At 59.8% G+C, this 5,188-nt stretch carries 4 protein-coding genes; all 4 read right to left on the reverse strand.

All coding sequences use genetic code 11. From position 1 onward, the window contains the following. Nucleotides 1-1,025, reverse strand: a 1,025-nt coding sequence (locus VEH04_08515; protein HYG22810.1) for a beta-L-arabinofuranosidase domain-containing protein, incomplete at its 3' end; no start/stop codon positions are given. A 238-nt stretch (nucleotides 1,026-1,263) separates the two neighbouring features. After that, nucleotides 1,264-1,962 carry a PEP-CTERM sorting domain-containing protein gene (locus tag VEH04_08520; GenBank protein ID HYG22811.1) on the reverse strand — a complete coding sequence of 233 codons (699 nt, stop codon included), beginning with the start codon at nucleotides 1,960-1,962 and terminating at the stop codon, nucleotides 1,264-1,266. A gap of 38 nt (nucleotides 1,963-2,000) precedes the next feature. Continuing rightward, the gene (locus VEH04_08525) at nucleotides 2,001-4,970 is read right to left on the reverse strand and encodes a hypothetical protein (GenBank protein ID HYG22812.1); all 2,970 of its coding nucleotides are present in this window, start codon (nucleotides 4,968-4,970) and stop codon (nucleotides 2,001-2,003) included. Nucleotides 4,971-4,998: 28 nt separating this feature from the next. Then, on the reverse strand, nucleotides 4,999-5,188 hold a 190-nt coding region (locus VEH04_08530), incomplete at its 5' end, for a hypothetical protein (GenBank protein HYG22813.1).

Consider the following 5,188-nt stretch of genomic DNA (forward strand, 5'->3'; position numbering starts at 1 on the left):
TGGAACAGTTTTCGCGTCAGGCGAAGCATGTTGTAGCTGTTGCATGTTTCCGTCGTTTGCGGCCCGAGTCGCCGGCTGAGTTCGCCTGCGGGGCCAAAGTGTTCGCCCTGGCTGTTGCCGCCTGTGACATACGTGTGGTCGCGCGTCACACGATCCCAGAAAAATTCCGAGATCGCCTGCCGCGGATCGCGGGTCAGCTCGTAAAGCCGCGCCGCACCCACGATTTTGGGGATCTGCGTGTTCGCGTGCTTTCCTGCGAGTTCATCGCGGCCTTCCGCGAGGGGATCGAGGATGACGCGATGATAAAACTTTTGCGCGAGCGAAAGGTAATTCGTGTTGCCAGTTAGCGCATAAAGATCCGCCAGGGTCTCGTTCATTCCTCCGAATTCACAAGCCAGCATGCGTTGCCATTGCGCGTCGGAAAGATTCCGCGTCGCCTCCGCCGTCCAGTTTGCAAGGTTGGTTGCGACGACAACTGCCTGCGCATTCGTCGTGAAGCGTGCGACATCGATCAGGCCTGCGAAGAGTTTGTGGATGTTGTACCAGGGAACCCATCCGCCGTTCAGGTCGAAGCCGCTGGACCGGATTTCTCCGCGGGCAATTTCGCTGAAAATCCGTTTGCCTTCAGGGATTGCTCCCACATACCCATTTGCATTCGCCGCCTGGCATTCTGCCAGTTCCCGCACAACGAGATCGATTCGCTCCTGAAATTCCGGATTGCCCGTGACTTGAAGCATGCGTGCGCAGCCGGACAGATAATGGCCGAGGCTGTGGCCTGCCAGTCCGCGAGCTTCCCAGCCGCCGTAGTTTTCCGCTTTCGGCGAAGGGCCTGCCTCTTTTCGATGCCAACTCAGGAGTCGATCGGGTTCGAGAGTCAGGAGATAGTCTGCAGTCAACTGCGCAGCGTGGCGAAAAGGGCCGTCCAGCAGTTGCACGTTGCGCGGCTCGAAAGGTTCGGCTCGAAGCGATATCGCAGGCGGCACCTGATCGGCGTGACTGGGGCTGAGGGCGAGAGCTGCAAGCATTAATAGCGATGCAAGCAATCGCAACAGTCTGCATCGCACACTTCTGGGGTGGGGGTTGTTTCCACACTGCTGGCGCGGTCCACGATCTTCCCGTTGGGAAGCTGGCGATACAGCCCGTACTCCGTAGCAGCCTACTGCGGAGGGCAGGACAGGTTTGGAAACCTGCACTGCGGTCATCATTGATTCCATGGGCAAAAAAGGATGCGCCCGGCGCGGATTGCCGGGCGCATCGTACAGCTTAGTTCCGTCGACGATACACCAATCCCGCAGCGGCCGCGACGCCCAGGATAGCCAGGGTTCCGGGTTCCGGAACGATCTGAATATTGTCGATCGCAGCCCAGGGTTCGCCCGTTCCGGTGGGTGAATTGATGAAGCGCAGGAAGATCGGGCTGGAGTTATTCGCGCCACTCAGATCCAGGTTTGCCGTGCGGGTGACACTCTCCCCCGGTGCCAGGGCTCCGCTGGTGAGCGAAACGGAATCAATGAGCGTGACGCCTGCGGCACCCGCGATATCGACGTCATCCGCAGGTGTGAAGCTGCCGTCGGTTTGATACAAGGCAACCGTGATTCCCATGTCGCGCGCACCGCCGGCATCGGTAAACGAGCCAATATCAAATTGCAGGGCGAGAGAACTCGCGCCGGCATCATTGATTCCGAGGCTTTGATAAGCCCAGTGTGGCGTTGCGAACATGTAGCCGAGACCCATCACCGAAGTTCCGTTGGGCGATACGGTCGGGCCATACCACGTGCCTTCCCACCACGAGTTGTTCGCCTGGCCCGTGACGGTTGGGAGGGAATTAAACCAACTGTCCACGTCCCACGTATTATTCGCGGGAGCGTTGTTTTGGAAGTCACCGTTGGTGACCTGGAGTGCTGCCTGGGAGGCTGGCGCGGCCAGGGCTGCCAGGGCACATGCGATCATGAGTCGAGTTTTCATGTTTTGTTTCTTTGGGTTTGTTGTCTGAACCAAGTGAGTTAACGAACGAGGCGATAGAACTTCGCCGTTCCCGCGAGTGTATCCGTCGCGATGCGCTGGCCGGCCTGTGTGCTCTCGATCAAATTCGCCGCGGCCCACGGTCCATTCAGGCTCGAGCTGCTTTGCAGGGTCGCGCCCGCGACGTCCGCCCATGTAACTCTCACCTGCGTGTTGCCAATCCGTTCAATTGCGAGCTCGGGAACTGTCGTGCCTGGCACAACAGCGGCCCAACTGGCGCCCAGGCGAAGTTCATCGAAGATCATGTTGAAATCCGTGCCGATGCGAATTCCATCAAACGTGAAATTGCGCACGGCTCCCGATCCGCTGGGTGATGCAGGCGGATTGGGCCCGACGGGCGGATTTGCGTAAAAGGTAATCTGTGCGAGCTCGCCCGAGACGGGGAAGTCGATTCGATAAACCAGCAGGGTGGTGTTTGTGCTGGGTGCGACGCTGTCCGGAAAATCAGCATCCTGTCCTTGCGCGGCTCCGGTAAAACCCCACCGGCCGTTGTTGGGAGCGGCAGTGGAAAGGCCGAGGAACAGCGGCACGCCCCCGGCACTGAGCAGTGACACGCCAGCGGATCCCGGCGTTTCAGGAAAGGCGCCCTGCGCAAGGAAGCTGACCCAAACCGTTCCGCCTCCCGCGCCGCCGTGCACACCAGAAATCGACGATAACAGGCGATCTGCGTTCCCCGTAATAATTGTAGCCGAATTGCTGGATGCAAGGAGCCCGGGATAGGTGAGGCCGGGGCTCGTCACACTTCCCACACCCGTCCACGCGTTCACATCAAAGCCATTTCCACCAGCCTGGCCCGGCAGATTCTCGACTCCCGCTTCGTATGCAAACGATTCACTTGCGGACACCTGGGCCGCGACCGTCAGCGATGCGGTATTGATCGTCGCGTTCGACAGGACCGTGAGATTCGCGATCCCTTCCGCCAAAGTTTGAATCGTGAACGTCTGCACGTTGGTCGCGCCGTTGGCAAAGGTCAGCGTCGTCAGGGCCGCGTTCGAACTGCTGATGCTGAATGCGGCGGGATTGTCGTTGCTGATGACCATGCTGACAGGCTGCGGCGCGCTGGCGGGAATTGTTACGGTCACGATACCTGAACCGCCAATCGGAATGAACCGGGTGGGAATCGTCAACTGTGGCGCGGGCGGGGGCAGCGGTTGCGCAGGTCCAGTGAAGCGCATGATATTCGTCCACGCTGTGCCGAGGCGGATTTCATCAAAGTAGAGCGTGTCGGAGGTTCCCAGCCGGATTCGATCGAACGTGAAGTTATTAACGAGGGCTGATCCTGTGGGGCTGAAGGGTTCCGTACTATTCATGGGCGGATTTGCATGGAAGCTCACGCGCGCCATGCCGCCATTCGTTGCGGGGAAGTCGATTCGATAAACCAGCAGGTCAACTTGCAATCCCGGTGTCGGGCTGCCGGCAAAGTTCATCTGAACATTTCCGCCCTGGAGGAAACCCCAGGTGTCGTTGGGCGACAGGCTGAGGACCGAACCCATGAAAAGATTTTCCGCTGCAGGCCCGTTAAACAACGACAAGCCGCCCCAATCCGAAATGGCGCCGCCGGGCGCCTGCACGAGAAAGCCAATGTACACTGTGCCACCCCCGACGCCTCCGTAGGTTCCTTCGAGCGAACGGAACGCTTCGTTGCCTGCGCCCGAAACGCCAGCCGCATTGCTTGAGGTCACGAACGCGGTGGCGCCGTTTTGGTATTCGAGGCCGGCGACAATGATGTCCGCGAAGGACGGCTGCACCCACGGCCCGGAAAAACCGGTTCCGCCATTTGCGCCTTCAAGGAACATCTGGGTGACGGCATCGTAATGAAACGGTTCCTCGGCCACGATCGGCGTTCCGATTTCCAGCGAGTTCGTCGTGAACGAGGAATTGGGAATGACACCGATCGATCCGCTGCCTTTCGCCAGCACCTGCACGTTGAAGGTTTGAACGTTCGTTGCACCAGCGGCGAAGTTGAGCGTGATCGAATTGACGCCGCCCGGCAGGCTGATGATTCCCGGGCTGTTGTTCGTAATCACCAGCGTCGCGGCCGTGTTCGCGTTTGCAATGGACGGAATGACTGCAGCGACTTGAACCGTCTGGCCGGCGGGAACAAATCGCAACGGCGACGTCAATTCGGGTTGCACCGCGGGAACGAAATTGCCGAGCTGGACAAGAAACACGCGGTCGCCGGCCACGTTGTTGACAGAGTTGCCAGGAGTTGCGGCAGTGGTTCCCGTGTAGGCCGTGCCGGAGGTTAACACGTTGGTCTCGTTGCCAAGCCATTCGAAGTAGTTCAATCCCGGGCTGCCAGTGGCCGTGAGGTCAATTCCGTAGACGGTGCCTGGCGCCACCTGGACGGGCGTGCCCAACGTGAAGTGGAGCCATACGTCGTCGCCCAGCGATCCGTTTCCGCCCGTCCAAACCGCGCCATTGTTTTCGGTTCCAGTGGAAACATACGTTTCGGAACGCACTACGAAACCGGCCTGGCCGCTCTTGGAAGGATCGGTAACCCGCAAGACCCATACGCCGCCGTTGCCCATGTTCCACCATGTGCCGTTCCCTGACGTCGCTGCCTCGGTGTAGCCCGCGTGACGAATCCAAATGTCGCTGAGCACATATCCGCCGGCGTTGGCGCCCGTCGTGAAGGTCTGGCCCTGCGTGGGCCGATCTCCTGCCACGTAGTTATTGCCGTCGCTGCCGTTGTTGAGGTTTGCGTCGTCATTCGCGCCCCCGATCAGGTTGTAAACGTCGTCGGCATCGGGCGTCGGTGGAATCGTGGTGAGTTCTAGCGTCGCGGCAGAGGCAGACGACAACGATAGCGCCGCGGCGACAAGGGCGTGCACGGCGCGAAAAACGAATGGCGCACGAAAGCCTCGGCGAACAGTTGGACTTGCCGGGATGGAAGGTTGACAGCGCGGATATATCTGCACCGTTTCACCGATGGAATTCAGGATTTTCATGGTTGGGTTTGGGTTGGGTTGGAAACGATTACCACCAAAAGGCGGGGACGGGACCGCCGTTGCTGGCAACGGACCGCACGGACATCTGCTCCAGCTTTCGCCACTCGACGTGACCGTCCAGCATCGAAACATTCCCGCCCAGGGCGACCGTGCCTTTAACGTGAGGCGAGCTGTGAGCGGGAAGACCGCCCACCCCACCAGAGCCGGTGCTGATTCGG

Source organism: Verrucomicrobiia bacterium, from assembly GCA_035629175.1.
Lineage (GTDB): Bacteria > Verrucomicrobiota > Verrucomicrobiia > Limisphaerales > DASXHY01 > DASXHY01.

Coding starts and splice junctions, on each gene's coding strand:
- VEH04_08520 (HYG22811.1), bottom strand. CDS start 1,962: ATGAAAACTCGACTCATGATCGCATGTGCCCTGGCAGCCCTGGCCGCG.
- VEH04_08525 (HYG22812.1), bottom strand. CDS start 4,970: ATGAAAATCCTGAATTCCATCGGTGAAACGGTGCAGATATATCCGCGC.